This is a genomic window from Methylovulum sp., from assembly GCF_028687615.1.
Classification (GTDB): domain Bacteria; phylum Pseudomonadota; class Gammaproteobacteria; order Methylococcales; family Methylomonadaceae; genus Methylovulum.
Genome location: NZ_JAQTZU010000040.1, coordinates 1 through 18,154, shown reverse-complemented (window position 1 = coordinate 18,154; position 18,154 = coordinate 1). Strand labels below are relative to the sequence as shown.

Genomic DNA, 18,154 nt, shown 5'->3' with positions numbered 1-18,154 from the left:
TGACGACATTCTTGATGTCTGCTGTCAGGCTTGGAATAAATTTGCTTTGCAACCGGACGCCATTCGATCCCTTTGCTCTCGGAGCTGGGCGGTGTTGTCATAGAAACTTATTGGGATTGGTATAACTATTGCAATCCCATTTAATAAGTTAGCAAAAACTCAGTTTACCCACAAGCAAGTGGGCGCTGATAGTCCAGGCAAGATGGGCGAAAGTGGCATAAAAAACGTCATCTGCCATTTTCGTGGTTTCCATAGCGGCTTAAATCAAACAAGCCGGCATTTTCAGGATGCCCGTCGCGGTGTTTTTGGTTGAAGCCGTCGTAAATTGCCCAAAATTGTTTGTGGTTGCGGCGAATTGCGAAAGTTTTGTAGAACTGGGTAATCGCCGTTTCAGTTTGAGCTTGTTTCAGTTGCGTGATGAATGCTTCAAGTTGTTCGCTGGTGACGCTGAAAAACAAGTTGGGATAGCTACCGACCAAGCTAGGCAGTACGGTTAGGGTGTCCTGTTCGGGTTGTCTGCGCTGGTTTTCACCAAACCATACGGCGACATGGCGCAACTGGCGGTTACGGATCAACGTGTACACCGGATCTTGTTCTGGATTGCTGGTGTGGATGCGAAAAAAGGACACTTCAGGCAAAGCGGTGATTTCTGGGCCTTTCAACCCGGCGAGTTGGCGGGCGAAATTGTCGTATTGCGGCGGTGCTGCGGGCGTTTGGGGTGGCGGGCAAGGCTCTTGCGGGCAAGAGCTGGCTTGGACGGTTGGGCTGGCGGTGGTCGATTCAGAAATTTTGGCAAATTTGCTGAAAAACTCGCCTTGATAATCTTGGGTTTGGTAAGCGATGGCGGATTCGGCTTGGGCGGCGAAATCGGGCGTGTTAAATACCCCCAATAATTTACTGTCCCACGCTTGATACCATTTGTCATGCAACGCTTGCCGTGCCGATTTGGGTAAAAATTGCAGGAAGTTGTTTTCCGCTTCGCTACGCAACAAATCCAGCATCAAACGGGTACTGAAATGGTGTGCCGTATCGCCATAGACATTAAATCCTGCCAGCAGCAAATAATGTAGCCGCTCAAACAGCGGATAATCGATGACCCAGGCGGTGGCCGGCGTTTTGCCCTGCCAGCCTTTGACAACGGAGGCGTTGTCATCATGGCGGAACACGGTCAAGGTGTTGCCGTTGCCTCCATCACCCTTCCACAACAAATCCAGGTCAACGGATTTATCTTTGAGCAAAACGGTTTGCGTGAAGGTTTCTTTGTGGGCGAGATATGCTTTTTGTAAGGCTTTCAGCTCAAACCATTGGGAAAATCCGCCGGATTCTTTTGCCGAGCCGGGCAAGCGTAGGAACGGCCCGGTTTCACCCAGAAATTCCGCCGTTTGACGGTTGACGTCGGCGCGGGGCTTGAGAAAGGCGACCCAAATTTGCTCGTGCAAGCCGCTTAAGCCATTGTGATGGCTAAGGGCGGGGCTTTTGAATAGGGCTGAGAAAAAATACGGCGCGTCATCAAGCAAAAATTGCTGTCTCGCATCGACAGGCAAATCTTTAAAGGCCATGAACGGTTGCGCGGAATGGTCTTGGGTGTAAGCGGGCAATTGTGCCACGCTTACGTCCGGTTTTAAAAACAGCGCCTTAATCCGCGCCATCTTAGCGTCACTGAGTTCGTAAACGGCATGGGTTTTGTCCACCAGCGTTTCGGTGACAGGGCTTAGGCGGTAATAAAATTTGCTGACAGCGGGTGCCGTATAAGGATGCAGGTTATCCAGCTCTTCGATGGCTTGCCCTGGAGGGGTTTGCGAACGCACCAGCCGATAAAACTCATGCGCGGGTTGGTCTTTAAAATGCAGATGTCCGCTGAACAAATGCTCATAAACATAACGTGCCGTCAGTTGCATTTGCGGGGCGGGGCCGTTAAGGAATTGTTCCCATTTGCCGGTTTCAGCGAGGGCAAGTTCGGATAATGCCTTTGCCTGGCTGTTTTTTGCACCGTCTTGCAACCAATTCAATAAGGTGTCTAGTTCGGTTTTGTCCAATCCGGGTAGGGCGTAAGGCATACCATCAAGCACATGCGCTTGTTGGAAGCCGTTAAATTCATCAAGTTTGGGGCATTCGTTTTTGCGTTTGCTTGGTGCGGCGAGATTGTCCGTGCCAGGCAATGGATTGTCGCGTTTCAACACCAGCAATTTTGCCAGTAGCGAGTTGTTGAGATTGATTTCAGGAAATCGGGATTTTTCATTCAAGACGGCAAAAAAACCTTTTGCCCGCCAGGCGTCTGGTGTTTTGGCGTCAATCAATAAGCGGGTGGCTGCGATGGCTTGCAAGCGCAAGGGTTCAATAATGGCTTGTTTGCTGGCCCCCCGTTGCAAGCCTTCATAAGAAGAAAGCTGCAATTGGCAGGGTGCGTCAAAACCTGCATGGCAGGCCACACAACGCGTATCCAGTATCGGTTTGACCGAGTTATAACTCAGTTGCCCTGATTTGTGTTTGGAGTCGATAGGGATAAAAGTAGTTTTACTGGCGGCTTCCTTGCCGTCGATTAAACTGCCTAGATTGATGTCACCATAGACAATGGCAAGGGAGCTTAAGATGAGAATCAACAGAAAACTTAAAATAATTCTAATCATGGGGTTGGGATAATGTGTCTTGCGGTAGGTAGGCCGCCTATTGCAACAGACGGCTACGTCAATGGCTTACAATGATCGGGCCAGATGGTGCAGGGCTTCGCCGCCGTGGACGAATAGGGGCCAGCCGTCCCCCGTCAACACCGCGTGTATGCCAGGGAAACTGGCTATGCGTTTGACCGATTGGATGGCGAGTTTACGGTCGGCAAGTTTTGCATCCGGCAACATACATAGCTCGCCAGCTTGATGGCAACGGATCAAATCGCCTGTTATCAAGGTTGTATGTTCCAAAAGCAAGGCGAGTTCACCAGGCGTTTTCGAGCCATTGAGCTGATAAGCCAGCAATCCGGGGACAATTTCTTCACCATCATACAGCCAGCGGTCACAGATGACGGGAAACGTTTCCTGTTCTGCCGATGGTCCGTAAACGGCGGCGCCGGTTTGACCGGCAAGCTGTTCGGTGGCACGGCAATGGTCGCTATTGGTGATGACGATAAAATCCACGCCACCCAGTTTTTGCAAATGTTTATGGTCATGTGCAGACAGCGGCAAGGGGTCAATCACGACATTGCCACCTTCGCGTACCCAAAGGTAGCTGTGAAAATCCAGGTCACGTTCTTCGTTAAAGACAGACCAGGCGAATAAATCTTTTCGGTGCGACAGTTTCATCGGCGACTTCTTTAGAATAATTATTGTGGATGGGCAAAGTGCAACAGTTGTTGCTGGTACGCTTTTTGGCGATGGCTGGCATTGTGTAAAATTTGCTGGCGCACCGTATCTTCAACCTGTGTCCATTGGGTGATTTCCGATAAGGTTCGGAAGCAGCCCAGGCACATATCCTTTTCGTTTAGGCAGCATTTTCTGATACAAGGTGATTCGATATGGGCGTGAACAATAGTCATGGGACGTTTTATAGCCAATAATAGCCAATAGATGATGCCAGTGTGCCAGTTTTCAGGGTTTCTGCAATGGCAAAACGGCGGTTTGAGTTTATATAGCCAACAAGGGATCAAGTTTTTTTTGTTGCTCCAGCGCATAAAGCTCATCAAAACCACCGACATGCAGGTCGCCAATATAAATTTGCGGTACCGTCCGCCGCCGGGTTTTTTGCATCATCGCTTCACGCAATTCCGGTTGGGTTCCGACATTGATTTCGGTGTAAGCGGCGCCTTTTTTATCCAGCAGGCGTTTCGCCATGATGCAATAAGGGCAAATGGTTGTTGTGTAGATGAGTATCTCAGGCATACGCTGTCAATGTTTGTTAAACTATGCGGCATTCTATCGGTAAAGGTATTGTTATTCAATGTCGGACAGACTTGGCGCACACTGTCCACTTGCTATGGCCTGTCCAGGATAGAACAGAACCGACATCAGCGTTATGAGGGATTGTAATATCCGTTCAATAAGTTATGTGTGTTTCATAAATGCTTGCCGAAACCATTTTAACGAAAACATCCATTTCCAATGCAAGCACTTATGAAACACAGATAATATGAGCGATTTACCCGAAAATTTAAAATACGCCCCATCACATGAATGGGCGCAGTTGCAAGAAGACCAGCTTGTGCGGGTCGGCATCACTGATTTTGCCCAACAGCAACTCGGTGATTTGGTGTTTATTAATTTGCCTGAAGTGGGGCGTAAAGTCACCGCGCAAGAACAATGCGCCGTGGTGGAATCGGTGAAAACCGCTTCCGATTTACATAGCCCGGTCACGGGTGAAATTGTGGCGGTGAATGAATCCCTGCAAGACGAACCGGAACAAATTAATGACCGTCCTTATCAAGCCTGGATATTTTGTGTCAAGGCCGACAATGTTTCTGAATTGGACGCCCTTATGGATGCTACGGCTTACCAACAAACGATAGATTGATGAGACCAGGCATTAGGGTGAAATTGTTTCGCCCGTCTTGCAATTTCCCTATCCACTTTTATATATTAACCGTTAGCAAACATGGCAAATCAAAATGCAAAAGGCGTCAAACGCCTGATTAACGCGTGCTTTTTTTCCGCCGCAGGCTTTAAAGCCACTTGGGAGCATGAAGAAGCTTTCCGGCAAGAAGTTATTTTGTTTATCATAACCACGCCGTTAGCCATTTGGCTGGGCGATACCGTGATAGAAAAACTGCTGCTGGTCGGCAGTATGGTGTTGGTGTTGCTGGTCGAATTGCTGAACACTGCCGTGGAAGCGGTGGTTGACCGGGTCGGTTTTGAACATCATGAATTATCAGGCCGCGCCAAAGACATAGGCTCGGCGGCGGTGATGACATCGTTGGCTTGGGCGGCAGTAACCTGGGCTTTAATTTTACTTTGAAGGACGAAAAAATGAGTGCGTTAATCTGCGGTTCCATGGCTTATGACACTATCATGGTGTTTCATGATAAATTCAAAAACCACATCCTGCCGGAAAAAGTCCATATCCTGAATGTGTCTTTTTTAGTGCCGGTCATGCGCCGCGAATACGGCGGTTGTGCCGGCAATATTGCCTACAATCTCAACCTGCTTGGTGAAGAGGCGTTAATTATGGCGGTCGTCGGCCACGATTTTGAGCCGTACAGCCAATGGTTGAGCCAATACGGTTTATCCAGCGAATATATCAAAATCCTCGATAACCACTACACCGGCCAAGCCTACATCACCACCGACGAAGAAGGCAACCAAATCACCGCTTTCCATCCTGGCGCGATGAGTTCTTCACACTTAAATTCCATTCCGACCAATCGCAATGGCATCAGTGTCGGTATTGTGTCACCGGACGGCAAAGACGGGATGTTGCTACATGCCGCACAATTTGTCGAACAAGATATCCCGTTTATTTTTGACCCCGGCCAAGGCATGCCCATGTTTGATGGGGCGGAACTGCTGAAATTTATTGATCAGGCGACCTGGGTGACGTTGAACGACTATGAATCGGAACTGATGCAGGAACGTACCGGCCTGTCGCCGGAAGCGATGGCTGAACGTGTCGAAGCCTTGATCATCACCTTGGGGGCAAAAGGCTCAAAAATTTATACCCAAGGCCAATGCCTCAACATCCCGGCCGCCAAACCCCATGCCATCAACGATCCTACGGGTTGCGGCGACGCTTACCGTGCCGGTTTGCTGTATGGCATCATGAACGAACTTGACTGGGAAACCACTGGACGTATCGCGTCGTTGATAGGGGCGATCAAAATTGAACACCACGGCACACAAAACCACCGTTTTGATTTAGCGAATTTCAAACAACGTTATCGCGAAAATTTTGGTAATTCCTTTTAGGGATTGATTAGGCGGTTGCCGAGATAGGATGTCGGCGTTAAGTTAGTTTTTTCGATACCCTTGTTTCGATACCTTGTTGCGGAGTACAAGCCTTGGTTTGTACCCCGCCTATTTGCCAACTATTTGCAGCCTAGGTGCAAATCCTCCTACTTCCCATTGCTTACCCCTTCAGACACAAATATGCTGAAAAATACCCAACAATTGTTAAATTTGATGGAACAATTGCGCCATCCCGAACAAGGCTGTCCTTGGGATTTGAAACAGGACTTTGCCACGCTGATGCCGTATGTCATTGAAGAAGCCTACGAAGTGGTTGATGCCATTGAACGTAACGATCTGGATGATTTGCGTTCGGAACTGGGCGATTTGCTGTTGCAAGTCGTTTTTCAAGCCCAGATCGCCAAAGAGCGTGACTTGTTCGATTTTGAAGCCATTGCCGCCAGTATCAGCGACAAGCTGGTGCGCCGCCATCCGCATGTGTTTGCCGATGTGGTTTTTACCAGCGACGAACAACGCCACCAGGCTTGGGAGCAAGCCAAGGCGTTAGAGCGTCGGGAAAAACAGCCGGAAACCACCAGTGCCTTAGACGGCATCGCCGCCAGCTTGCCCGCCTTGATGACCAGCGAGAAAATCCAGGGCCGCGCCGCCCAACAAGGTTTCGACTGGCCCGATGTCTTGCCCGTTTTTGACAAAGTGCAGGAAGAATTGCAGGAAGTCAAAGAAGCCTGGCAATCCGGCGACCAAGCGCATATCCAGGAAGAAATCGGCGATTTGCTGTTTGTTGCCGTCAATCTTGCGCGGCATTTAAAAGTCAGCCCTGAAATCGCCCTCAAACAAAGCAGCCAGAAATTCACGCGACGCTTCCAGTACATCGAACAACAAGTCGCCGCCTCAGGGCGAGGCATGACCGATTGTGAATTGGCCGAGTTGGACGCCTTGTGGGATGAGGCAAAATTGGTGCTGAAAAAAACGCCTGGTTGACGCTTGGGTTGCAGGGTGCGTATTGTGTGCTTTGCTAAGTTTTAATTTTTAGGTAGTGCAATTGAATTTGGACTTTTCAGGTTTATCGGAACCTGAAAAACCTGCTCCACCCCGTGTTTATCTTGCTGGCTTCACTCAAATTTCCCATTAGGTAACTCGCAATAAATCCCCCCACGCCATCGTTCCCACGCTCCGGCGTCACTGCCATTAAGTTAAGGAATAAGACCATAAAATCATTATGTTGTAGATTTTAAAAATCCCCCTCAATCCCCCTTTTTCAAAGGGGGAAGACCGTTTCCTTACAATATCAGCGAAGAAGTCAGTAATTCCCCCCTTTGAAAAAAGGGGGCTAGGGGGGGATTTATCAACATAACTATCTACATTTGCATGTTTTCTTAACTTAATGGCAGTGACGCTCCGGCGTGGGAACGCCGCCCGTGACGCTCTGCGTCACGCAACGCTAGAGCGTTGCTGGATGAATTCCCACGCCGGAGCGTGGGAACTATACGCGATATGAGGGATTATTTATTGTGAGTTACCCTTATGACAACAATTTAGTTTGTACTACATTTCATAAAACTAACGTATAACCGTAACATTCCCTCTCCTGCTTTTTTTATAGAATGTGAACATTTTCACAGTGTGCTTAGGATTTATTCACACATCTGTGCAAATTTTCAGGCACTTAACGCATTTTATAATTATCAGGAATAATCATGATTGAAAAACACAAACTTAAACGGCGTCCACTGGCATTGGCGGTGTTTGCCGCGCTAAATTTAATCCCTGTTGCCCATGCCGTCAGTCCAAACCTTGTCATTAGCCAAATCTATGGTGCAGCTGGTAGTACAGGAGCATCCTACAAAAATGATTATGTAGAACTTTTTAACCGTGGTGACAGTGCCGTAAGTTTATCGGGCTTATCCATACAGTACGCGAGTGCAAGTGGGACCGGAAACTTCGGATCATCAGCATCTCAGCTTGTTGCACTGTCAGGATCTCTAGCACCGGGCAAATATTACCTAGTGCAACTGGCAAGCGGAGCAGGTGCATCAGCCCTGCCGACACCCGATGTGACCGGAACGATAAACATGTCTGGCACCGCAGGTAAAGTGGCTTTAGCAAGCACAACATCGAGTTTAGGGTGTAATGGAGGTTCGACACTATGTAACTCTACTCAATTAGGGCAAATTATTGATCTTGTCGGTTACGGCAGCACGGCGAATTTTTTTGAGGGTGCTGTTGCACCAACACCTAGTGCCATAAATTCGATATCACGCGCCGCAAATGGCTGTACCGACACCGACAATAACAGCACCGACTTTACAGCGGGTGCGGCTGCTCCACGAAACTCGGCTTCAGCTACCAACCCATGTGGATCGTCATCGACCAACGTATCAATCAATGATGTCTCAATAACCGAAGGCAACAGCGGCACCACCATCTTGACGTTTACCGTCACCCGTTCCGACAACACCGGGGCTTTTAGCGTCGATTACGCCACCGCTGACGGCACTGCCACCACAGCAGACTCTGATTACGTCGCCGCATCAAATACCTTGTCCTTTACCGCTGGAGGTGTGCTGGCTCAGACTGTCAGCGTTACCGTCAATGGTGACACGGCTATAGAGCCAAATGAAACCTTGACCATCAACCTCTCCAACCTTGTCAGCACTACCGGCACTGCCAGCATCACCGACAATCAAGGCATAGGTACGATAAATAACGATGATGTCGCCGCTTGCGGCGATCCAGCTACCTTGATCTCTGAGGTACAAGGCAGTGGGGCGGCTACACCACTTAACGGTCAAGCAGGCACTTCAATTGAAGGTATCGTCGTTGGTGATTACCAAGGTACGAGCAGCAATTCATTGCGTGGTTTCTTCGTGCAGGAAGAAGATGCGGATGTGGACGCTAACCCCGCCACTTCTGAAGGTATTTTTGTCTTTGATGGTACCAACGGCACCCCTAGCGTGAGTGTTGGCGACAAAGTGCGCGTCGCTGGAACCCCCGCCGAATTTTTCAATATGACCCAAATGGCTACGTTGACCAGTGTGCAAGTGTGTTCAACAGGCAATGTCTTGCCAACCGCAACCACGTTGACGTTGCCGGTGCCGAACGTACCTAACGGCGATTTGATAACGGCCACCGCTGCTATTAACGCCTATTACGAGCAGTATGAAGGCATGTTGGTGACGTTCCCAACCGCGTTGAAAGTGTCCGAGTATTTTGAATTGGAGCGTTACGGCCAATTGGTGCTGAGCGAAGGCGGACGTATCCCAACTTATACCAATGTCAGTGCCCCAAGCACATCAGGTTACATCGACCATCAAATCAAGCTTGCCAAACGCCAGATCATTTTGGATGACAAAGACAACACCCAGAATTCCGCGTTGACCAACTTCACGGCATTGTTCTATCCGACCGACGGCCCTGGCGGTAATCCAGACGGCTTGAGCATCACCAACCGTTTCCGCGGTGGCGATACGATAAGCAATTTGACCGGTGTGCTGCATTGGTCGTTTGCAGGTTTCACCGGGACTGACGCGTGGCGGATCCGCCCGGTTGATGAAGTTTATGATTACGTGTTTACCTCAGCCAACCCGCGTAAAAACAATCCGCCAGCAGTCGGTGGCACGTTGCGGGTAGCCGGTTCCAACACATTGAATTTTTTCACGACCATAGATACGACTGCCAGCAGCACTTCCGGACCTTGTGGCCCATCGAACAACCAGGATTGCCGTGGTGCGGATTCGACTGCCGAATTGACCCGCCAAACCGATAAAGCCGCCGCCGCTTTGTGTGGTATCAACGCGGATATTTTCGGCTTGATGGAACTTGAAAATAACGCCACCGCCTCATTGGACGCGTTGGTTACTGCAACTTCCAACATTAGCGGATGCGGCCCCTATTCTTACATTAACACTGGCGTTATTGGTGGTGATGCGATTAAGGTTGGCTTACTGTACAAAGCTGCAACCGTTACGCCAGTTGGTAACTACGCATTGTTGACTTCCAGTGTGGATGCACGTTTTATCGACACTAAAAACCGTCCGTCACTGGCACAGACTTTCAAAGAAAACGCTACTAACGAGAAATTGACGATTGCGGTCAACCACCTTAAATCAAAAGGTTCAGATTGTACCGATACTACTTTCAGTGGTGTCATTGATACCGATAACAACGATGGTCAAGGCAATTGCAACCTGACCCGCAAAAATGCGGCAATGGCATTGGTCGATTGGCTAAATGGCGATCCGACCGCTAGCGGCGACCCTGATTTCTTGTTGATCGGTGACATGAACAGCTACGCCAAAGAAGATCCGATAAAAATGATTGAAAATGGTCCTGACGATACCGCCAATACCACAGACGACTACACCAATTTGGTGAAAAACTTTCATGGCAATGCGGCTTATTCCTACGTCTTCGATGGTCAAACCGGTTACCTAGACCACGCGATAGCCAGCAAAACCTTGCTGTCGCAAGTCACCGACGCGGCTGACTGGCATATCAACGCCGACGAACCCCCCTCATTTGATTACAACGATACCATCGCAGATGTTGGTGAAGCGAGTTTTGAAGCAAAACCTTCTGCGTTACCGCTGTATGCAGCCGACCAGTTCCGTATCTCGGATCACGATCCCGTCATCATCGGCCTGAAACTTAATCAGATCATCAGCATTATCAACATTATTAACGGCACGGCGGCCAGGGATAGCTTGAGCGGCACAGCAGGCAATGACCGCATCACAGGTTTTGGCGGTGCTGATACCCTGACTGGGGGACTTGGCAACGACGAGTTTGTTTATACCGCAACTACCGAAGGTATCGATACCATCACTGATTTTGATTTAGTTACTCGCGCGTTATCAAAGGAATTCGAAGCGGTGCTTAGTGGGGATCAAGACAAGATTGATTTGGCAGCCCTGTTGTTGACGCTGGGCTATCAAGGCAATGATCCGCTAGCGGATGGGGTCGTTGCCATTGTTGACTCTGGTAGCAATGCCATTGTCTATATCGATCCTGACGGCACTGCCGGCCCTGCTGCAAAACGGGCATTGGTCAAGGTGCTTGGTGTTAGAGCTGTAGACTTGAGTAACCCAGCCAATTTTAAATTCTAAGCATTGTTTTGATCCACCGCCTTCTGTTTAGAAGGCGGTGTCAAGCCACCCATTTATAGGATACAGTCATGTTCAAATCGTTAAAACCTGCTTACACCGCCAGTGTGTTTGCGACCCTGATGCTGATGATGCCAAACGCACAGGCAGCTAATGTCAACTACACTTTCAACGGCACGGTTGATTCAGGATCGCTATTAAGTGAAACGTTTAGCGGAAGTTTTTCTTACGATGATCTTTCCCTGACCAACTTAGGCGATGAATCCATCAATTTATCAACCATGTCGTTCAATTTTTTATCGAATTCGTTTGGCTTGGGGAACGCTGATGTCGCCGCAACGGCGGACTTTTTGAATGGTGTGTTTCTCGGTGTGAATTTCTCGGTGAGCAGCTTTGATCCAGCGTTTGCCCTTATATCCGGTTATGGAACAGGTTTTCTGGACGACGCCGCTTTTGCATACGACACCCAATCAGGTGACGCCGGTTATGGTTCCATAAACTTCCAGCAGTCCAACAGTGTTGATGCACCCGCCGGCATCGCCCTATTTGGATTAGGTTTGGCTGGTATCGGTATGATGCGCCGCCGCGTAAATGGCTAAAGTGACCATGATTTATTTATAGCCTCGGCAAATCTTTTTGCTCCCAATAAAAAACCGCCTTCGGGCGGTTTTTTATTGCCATAAATTGGCTGTGGCCTTTGTTCCGTAAAATGTCTCGTTGGACTCAAACCCGTTGCTGCGTAACTTACGTTAGGTTGGTTTAAATCCCACCCGGCTATAAACCAACCAAGCTAAAAATCCGATCAACAACGCAAGCACCACTGGCAAATCGCCAATTTTGGCATAAGGTGTCATACCGCCCATCGGCGTGATGCTGCTAGCCAATACCGTGGTGGTAAACGGTTCGGCTTTGGCAACCACGTTGCCATCCGGCGCAATCACCGCCGTCACGCCGGTGTTGGTGGCGCGGAGCATAAAGCGTCCGGTTTCTATCGCCCGCATTTGCGCGATTTGCAGATGCTGGTGTGGTTCGATGGAGTTGCCGAACCAGCCATCGTTGGTGACGTTGACCAGATACGCGGCTTGCGGCAAGCCGACGATATTGGCATCGCCGAAGGCATCTTCGTAACAAATTGACGTGATGAAGGGATAGCCACCTGCTTGCAGTAAGGCTTGTGTATCACCGCCTGGGGTAAAGTCGCCCAGACGGATGTCGAGTTTGCTGAGGATGTAACCAGATAAAGGTTGCCACGGCATGTATTCGCCAAAGGGCAGCAAGTGGTTTTTGCTGAAAATACCACGGTGCCGGCCCAGGGTCAGCACCGAATTGTACATCTCGTTTTCACCTTTGCCTTCCACGGGCAGGCTGACGATCACGTCACTGTGCTGCTGTTCGGCTTCCGTCTGTAACGGTGCGAGATAAAAGCCTTCGACTTCGGACAAATAGGCAGGAATCGCCGATTCAGGCCAGACGATGATGTCCGTTCCCCAGTGCCGGGCGGTGAGGTCTTTGTACAGCATCATGGTTTTTAGCTGGTTTTCCGGCAACCATTTCTGGTCTTGCGGGATATTGCCTTGGATTAACGCGACGCTTAAGGGTTTGCCAATCGGGTGTGTCCAATCGATGGTTTGCAACAACCCGCCCACCAGCCAAATCATCAGCAACACGCCGCCTTGCCATCGCCGTTGTTGGGATTGGTGCAACATTGCGACGATGAGGGTGGTGGATAAAGCCAATAGAAAGCCAGTGCCATAGGCACCGACCAACGGAATGTAGCCCGCCAACGGCGTGTGCAGTTGCGAATACGCGCCTAACAACCACGGAAAGCCGTTCAGCAATAACACGCCACGGAAGTATTCGATCAGTATCCACAGCAGCGGCAAGCCCAACACACTTTTGGTGCTGCGCGTCATGACCGCCAGCCAGCCGGCCAAAGCCGGAAACAAGGCCCAAAAAGCCACGAACAGCGAAGTCAGTGCCCCTGCGCTGAAGGCATCGGCATGACCATAATCATGGATGCTGACAAATACCCAGGACACGCCTGATCCGAAAGAACCCAAGCCGAACAAATAGCCTCTGAGCAAGGCGCGGAACGGGCTGGTATGCAGCCAAGAGGCAAACAGCAAGATCAAGGCGATTGGCGCTAAGAAGGCATATTCAAAAGGTGCGAACGCCAAGGTGAAAAGCAAGCCTGCTATCAGCGAGAACGCATCCCGCCAAAGTTCGGTTTGCCGGTGTTTATTAGATCCTGTTACGCGTTGGATAATCGTAGGCTTCGGCATAATCCGTGTTTTGTTATTGAAGTAAAAAGGGAAAGGGTTGGTGTTGGAATGACTGTCAAGCCAATAAAGATAAGCTTAAGAAATCCAACGAGTCGATAGATAAATGCCCGTTGGGAATAATTCCTTTTTATGGTGCGAGTCTGTAGCTATCACCACGATTTGGTTAAGATGGCTATTTTAAGTGGCATGGGTAAGAGAATTATGAAAAAACGGATTTTCAAGATGTTTGGATTGCTAGGATTGGCTGCGGTGCATACGGCGGTGATGGCGACCGGGCGGCAACCTGTAGCTCTGGACGTGGTTGAAGTCATTGGCCTGACACCTTTGCAGGCAGGCGGAGTGGCTATAGCCAAAATACCCGCTTCCGTGCAGACAGTCTCTTCAGAACAATTGCAAGATACCCATAGCTTGTCGTTGGCGGAGTATCTTAACCGCTTTTTGGGGAGTGTCCATATCAACGACGCACAAAATAATCCTTTGCAGCCAGATATTTACTATCGCGGTTTTGTCGCCTCGCCGTTGTTGGGTATGCCACAGGGCTTGTCGGTTTATGTCAACGGCGTGCGTTTTAACGAGCCGTTCGGCGATTCGGTGAACTGGGATTTGATTCCGCCAGGAGCGATTGACTCCACGACGCTTTTTGGCGGCTCCAATCCCGTATACGGCCTGAACAGCCTGGGCGGTGCGATTGCGATGAAAACTAAGACGGGATTTTCCGCATCCGGCCATCAGCTTGAAGTGTATGGCGGCTCGTTTGACCGTCATGTCGAAGAAATCACCAGCGGGGCCAATAACGGCACTTGGGGATATTTTGTTGATTTGCGTCATTTTGATGAACAGGGCTGGCGTGATTTTTCCCCGTCTTCCGCGAAACAGGCCTTAGGCACCTTAAGTTGGCAGGGCGATAGGGGGAACTTGGATTTGACGGTGGCGGCCAATGATAATGACCTGCGTGGCAATGGCGCATCGCCGGTGCAATTGTTGGCACAAGACCGCACTGCCGTGTTCACGCATCCTGACCAGACCATAACACGGCTGTTTTTTACCGAATTGGCGGGCAATTACGCGCTGAACGATAAGCTTGAACTGAGTGGCAATGCCTATTTCCGCCAGAACCGGATGCGGGCTTTTAATGGCGACAACAGCGATTATGAAGCCTGTTTGTTGCCGGGAAACGCCGACAGATTATGCGATGCAGCCGGTGTTGATGAACAAGTGGTGGTCGATACCAATGGTAACGAGGTTTTGGCGGGTAGTCGTGTCGAAGGGGCGACCAACAACACGAGTTTCACCAATATGTACACGCGTGGCGGTACGATACAGGCTTTGTTCGGGCAGGATGTGTACGCCCATGAAAACAATTTGACCATTGGCGCCAGTTATGACAATGCCGATGTGCATTTTGGCTCCGATACCGAATTGGCGTCGTTGACCGATGACCGTGGCACTATCGGCAGCGGCATTTATGTCGATGAATCCAAAGTGCGGCTGCATACCCATACCGACACGGTGGGGGTCTATGCCACCGACAGTTTTTCCATCACCGACAAACTGACCGCCACCGTCGCCGGACGTTACAACCATATTGACTTGGCTTTGGCGGACAAATATATCAATGATCCAGATAAAAACCTCAATGGCGGGCATACGTTTGAACGTTTTAATCCATCGGCGGGCTTGACGTATGAAGCCAATAAAAACCTCGATATTTACGGCAGTTACAGTGAATCATCCCGCGTACCGACACCGATGGAATTGAGCTGCGCCGACCCACAAGCCCCGTGTAAATTGCCTAATTCATTTGTTGCCGACCCACCCTTGAAGCAAGTGGTGGCGAACACCTTTGAAACAGGCTTTAAAGGCCATTTGACCGGCTGGGTAGGCAAGGGCGATGGGGCATGGAATTTGGGTTATTTCCATACCACCAATGACGACGACATTATTTTTCGCCGGGATTTATCCAGTAATTTCAATAACCAAGGCTATTTCAGCAACGTCGGGCAAACTTTGCGGCAGGGTTTGGAGGCGGGAGTTAGCGTGACTTATCCGCAAGTGTTTAGCGATAGGGATGATTGGCATTTTTCCACGAACTACACTTATTTGGATGCCACGTTCTTGGACACTTTCGGGATACAAAACCCATTGGACACTGGGGAAATTATCGCTGTGCGCACAGGTGACCATATTCCCGGTATTCCAGAACAGGTGTTCAAATGGTCGGTGGGCGTTGATTTATGGCGGAAAGTGTCGCTGGGCATCAACGGCTTGTATAGCGGCGACCAATATTTTCGTGGCGACGAAGCCAATGTCACCGCCTCTTTGCAAGGCTATTGCCTGGTCAACGCCACCGCCGAATACAAGCTCAACAAGCATTTTTCTGTATTTGGCAAGCTCGATAATCTCGCCGACGAACGCTACAGTTCATTTGGGGTGTACGGGAATGCTTCGGAGATCTTCCCCAATTTTAATAATGGACGCTTTATTTCACCTGGCGCGCCAAGGGCGGGGTGGATAGGGGTGAGGGTGAGATTTTAACGGTGGGTTGGAAGTGTTTAAAACAAACATCATCAAATGACAGGCTGGCTTGGGACATAAGTTGGTAAGTTTGTTACGACCTGGCATACATTGCTTTTATTTTTGGGGATTCTGATATACAGTTCGTGGGCACGATACGATATTGTGCAACAATCAGCTTTTTCTAACACTACCCGGAGAATGCCCAGATGAATAAAAAATTATTATCACTGACTTTGTTGTTATCCGCTTTATGGTCAAGCAATCAAGCTTTGGCTATTGGTGAAGTTTTAAAACTAGAAACCTATGGAACAAAGTATTGCACAGGTCAAGCACCCATAGAATTAGATCCCACTAACGCCCAAACTTTTTGGGCCCAAGTCGATAGCGCCACTCAGCTCTCAGTCTATCTTGATGCGGCATTAACAAAAAAAGCTTTTGTTATGCCTACAAAATTGACTTCACTTCCAGATGACCCAAAAGGTCGGGCAGTGTATGCGGTGGATGCAATATTTGGCCCGGTATCAACGGGTTATATAGCATTTAATGGCGTAGTCAAATCCAACAGAACCAAAACTTTGCTAAATACAGTTAAGGTCAACTTTATTCGCCGTGGCCTTATTGACACTTGTTCAGCATCAGGTTTCATGATTGGTAAACGCGTTTTATAAGCTTAAGATACTGCTTTTGCAAAAAACTAATTACAAAGCGCATCATTGGCGAGTAGTCGGTGGTGCGTTTTTTATATTGAGCCATCAAGAAATTCATTTTGGGAGCGCGGACAGGGTTGTCAACACGAGATCTTTATCGGTGAATCCTTTATAAATCAGCCATAGTTTCCTGACATAATTGCGGGTAGCTTCCCTTTATCCCTCAGTTGCTTGACTATCCCGTGCCCCCCTCCCATAAACTCATAAACATCAACACCAGGGATACCTTTAAGGTGTTCTGCATGTAGGTAGTCAAGCACATGGTTTTTGCAGACAAAAATAGAAATCCGTTGATTTGGGCTTGCAGTCAATAATGGCTTAAGGTCGTAAGCCTTGCTTTTGCAAGCACTGAGTTTGTAGGTCTTGGCTATTTGTTTGGGCCACCGCGTATCGTTGTGTTGTGTTCTAAGGTCTGGACAGATAAAAGTTTGTGGGGCAAATGCGATTGCCTCACCTTGCTTTGTCAGGATGGAAAAAAGTATCGCGGCGTATCCGCCCATTGAATTACCAACGAAATAGACTTTCTCTGGCTTTAGATTGTTAATTTCCTTCTGGAGAAACGCCACTGTCGTGTCGATGTCCTGACTTATATCGAGGAGTCCGTTGTGATACCAGGATTGGCTAAAATCCCTTAAGAAAATTTTGTTTTCATCCATGATTTTGGATGCGTTATAAAACTCAAATGGGGGCATAGCAATTTGAGTAGCAATACCACCAAAGAAAATATAGAGTTTTTTCGAGCCTGGTGTTAATAATATTTCAACTGACTGGGCATTGCTCATGCGGTCTCCATTGTCTGTGCATGAAATTTAACTTTAGTACAAAACCTAACGCACCTGGGATACGGCTTGAACGCCTCAAAATTGATAGTCAAACAGCCGAATTTCCTCAGCAAGCCTTCTTGCTATTTTCGCTTTATCGTCTTCACTCAGCAAGTCACGATAGCTCCGTTTATCTTGCCTGAACCTTGATTTTGCGTTCGGCAATTCCAAGGTTTCCGCAATATCCAGTTTGATCCGAATGGCTTCCAATTCCTCGGTAATTTTTTCAAATTGACAAACTCTGTCCACGGCTATTTGCCCGTCAATAGTGTAGATACTAAGTCCGCCTTGCAAAAGCCTATTTAACTGCCCTGAGCCAATGAACTCGGACAAAGAAGGGCGGGGTTCTGATTGGTGGAGATAATAATAGAGGGATACGGCCCGATCCCAAGGATTACGCACAAAACAAAATTTGAAATAGGAATCCCATATTTCAGGATCAATATTCGCCTTAATTTCAGTGGCGGGCATGTGGTTGTAGAACTTGATTTTAGGGGTTTTAAAGTTTTGCGGGCCTTGGTAACCGAGTTCCTTTCTAATTATTTCATCTTCAGGGCTAATCGGTGTGATGATGTCATCTGGCCCGCAATGCTTCGACAAGGCAATCTCGATTGACGTGCCAGCGGTTTTGACGGTCTTTAAAAAGATAAATTTATGTTTGTGGGAAATTATCATAGTTATTCGATATTCGACTTTATTAATACGGTCTTATAAATATAGCTAATCCAGTATAAATTGATGCGATAATAGGCTATTGTAAAAACGATCATCTTGAATGAAAAACGAATGGCCTATCCAGCGGTATTCAGAAAGAAACTACTTTCAGTCATGAAAGAACAA

Annotated in this window: 15 protein-coding genes; 8 read left to right on the top strand and 7 right to left on the bottom strand. The window is 48.6% G+C overall.

What is annotated here, in order from left to right:
• Positions 1 to 227: 227 nt before the first annotated feature.
• The 4 genes from PHH59_RS15875 to grxC all read right to left on the bottom strand — a co-directional run bounded on the left by PHH59_RS15875 (position 228) and on the right by grxC (position 3,869).
• Positions 228 to 2,627, bottom strand: a complete 2,400-nt coding sequence (locus PHH59_RS15875) for a fatty acid cis/trans isomerase (RefSeq protein ID WP_300018486.1) — start codon at positions 2,625 to 2,627, stop codon at positions 228 to 230.
• Between the two features lie 66 nt (positions 2,628 to 2,693).
• Entirely contained in the window at positions 2,694 to 3,293 is a 600-nt protein-coding gene (locus tag PHH59_RS15870) for an MBL fold metallo-hydrolase (protein ID WP_300018483.1), read from the bottom strand.
• A gap of 20 nt (positions 3,294 to 3,313) precedes the next feature.
• Entirely contained in the window at positions 3,314 to 3,526 is a 213-nt protein-coding gene (locus PHH59_RS15865) for a DUF1289 domain-containing protein (protein ID WP_300018480.1), read from the bottom strand.
• An 88-nt stretch (positions 3,527 to 3,614) separates the two neighbouring features.
• Positions 3,615 to 3,869: a glutaredoxin 3 gene (gene grxC, locus PHH59_RS15860; RefSeq protein WP_300018477.1), complete on the bottom strand. Its 255-nt coding sequence runs from the start codon at positions 3,867 to 3,869 to the stop codon at positions 3,615 to 3,617.
• 247 nt (positions 3,870 to 4,116) lie between these two features.
• Here grxC and gcvH point away from each other — a divergent pair, with 247 nt between their 5' ends.
• From gcvH to PHH59_RS15830, 6 genes are all read left to right on the top strand, one after another.
• Positions 4,117 to 4,497, top strand: a complete 381-nt coding sequence (gene gcvH, locus PHH59_RS15855) for a glycine cleavage system protein GcvH (RefSeq protein WP_300018474.1) — start codon at positions 4,117 to 4,119, stop codon at positions 4,495 to 4,497.
• An 81-nt stretch (positions 4,498 to 4,578) separates the two neighbouring features.
• Positions 4,579 to 4,938, top strand: a complete 360-nt coding sequence (locus PHH59_RS15850) for a diacylglycerol kinase (protein ID WP_300018471.1) — start codon at positions 4,579 to 4,581, stop codon at positions 4,936 to 4,938.
• A gap of 11 nt (positions 4,939 to 4,949) precedes the next feature.
• The gene (locus PHH59_RS15845; protein WP_300018468.1) at positions 4,950 to 5,885 is read left to right on the top strand and encodes a carbohydrate kinase family protein; all 936 of its coding nucleotides are present in this window, start codon (positions 4,950 to 4,952) and stop codon (positions 5,883 to 5,885) included.
• Positions 5,886 to 6,065: 180 nt separating this feature from the next.
• Entirely contained in the window at positions 6,066 to 6,866 is an 801-nt protein-coding gene (gene mazG / locus PHH59_RS15840) for a nucleoside triphosphate pyrophosphohydrolase (RefSeq protein ID WP_300018465.1), read from the top strand.
• A gap of 716 nt (positions 6,867 to 7,582) precedes the next feature.
• Positions 7,583 to 10,990, top strand: coding sequence for an ExeM/NucH family extracellular endonuclease (locus PHH59_RS15835; protein WP_300018463.1), 3,408 nt, complete (start codon positions 7,583 to 7,585; stop codon positions 10,988 to 10,990).
• 68 nt (positions 10,991 to 11,058) lie between these two features.
• Entirely contained in the window at positions 11,059 to 11,586 is a 528-nt protein-coding gene (locus PHH59_RS15830) for a hypothetical protein (protein WP_300018460.1), read from the top strand.
• A gap of 150 nt (positions 11,587 to 11,736) precedes the next feature.
• On the opposite strand, the gene lnt is transcribed toward PHH59_RS15830, so the two are convergent.
• Positions 11,737 to 13,269 carry an apolipoprotein N-acyltransferase gene (lnt, locus tag PHH59_RS15825; RefSeq protein WP_300018457.1) on the bottom strand — a complete coding sequence of 511 codons (1,533 nt, stop codon included), beginning with the start codon at positions 13,267 to 13,269 and terminating at the stop codon, positions 11,737 to 11,739.
• Between the two features lie 201 nt (positions 13,270 to 13,470).
• On the opposite strand from lnt, the gene PHH59_RS15820 reads away from it, so the two are divergent.
• Together PHH59_RS15820 and PHH59_RS15815 are read left to right on the top strand one after the other, a co-directional pair.
• Positions 13,471 to 15,804, top strand: a complete 2,334-nt coding sequence (locus tag PHH59_RS15820; protein ID WP_300018454.1) for a TonB-dependent receptor — start codon at positions 13,471 to 13,473, stop codon at positions 15,802 to 15,804.
• Positions 15,805 to 15,992: 188 nt separating this feature from the next.
• Positions 15,993 to 16,454, top strand: coding sequence for a hypothetical protein (locus PHH59_RS15815; protein ID WP_300018451.1), 462 nt, complete (start codon positions 15,993 to 15,995; stop codon positions 16,452 to 16,454).
• A gap of 155 nt (positions 16,455 to 16,609) precedes the next feature.
• Here PHH59_RS15815 and PHH59_RS15810 read toward each other — a convergent pair whose 3' ends face one another.
• Both PHH59_RS15810 and PHH59_RS15805 read right to left on the bottom strand, forming a co-directional pair.
• Complete coding sequence (locus PHH59_RS15810; protein ID WP_300018449.1) at positions 16,610 to 17,275, bottom strand: YqiA/YcfP family alpha/beta fold hydrolase; 666 nt, start codon at positions 17,273 to 17,275, stop codon at positions 16,610 to 16,612.
• 75 nt (positions 17,276 to 17,350) lie between these two features.
• On the bottom strand, positions 17,351 to 17,989 hold the full coding sequence (locus tag PHH59_RS15805; RefSeq protein WP_300018446.1) for a sulfotransferase family 2 domain-containing protein: 639 nt from the start codon (positions 17,987 to 17,989) through the stop codon (positions 17,351 to 17,353).
• Between the last annotated feature and the right edge of the window lie 165 nt (positions 17,990 to 18,154).